The 336-nt window shown below is 53.9% G+C and carries 1 protein-coding gene; it reads right to left on the bottom strand.

Annotated elements, in window-relative coordinates; genetic code table 11:
* A partial coding sequence (locus FN960_RS23695; RefSeq protein WP_143850784.1) for an ATP cone domain-containing protein occupies nucleotides 1–336 on the bottom strand: 336 nt, incomplete at both ends.

Genomic DNA, 336 nt, shown 5'->3' with positions numbered 1-336 from the left:
CGTTTTCGTTGAGTAACGAGGCGTTGGTCTGCTCGACCAGACCACGGATCTCCTGGTTCAGGCGACCGCGTTTTTCACGTTCAATGTCGCGATCGTGACGGTACTCGATGTAAGCACGAGCCAGTTGTTTGTATGGACCCGACATCAGCTGGTTTTCAACTGCGGTCTGGATCTCGTTGATATCCACCTGGTTGCGGCCCTGCATCTGCTCGCTGACAACCGCGGCAACAGTGGCGCAATAATCGGCATCATCGACTTCCGCTGCTTTAGCTGCACGCAGAATCGCTTCTTTGATGCGCTCTGATTTAAACGGCACTTTGCAGCCGTCTCGTTTCA

Source organism: Alkalicoccobacillus porphyridii (assembly GCF_007293315.1).
GTDB lineage: Bacteria > Bacillota > Bacilli > Bacillales > Bacillaceae_D > Alkalicoccobacillus > Alkalicoccobacillus porphyridii.
This window is presented reverse-complemented; position numbering and strand designations above follow the sequence as displayed.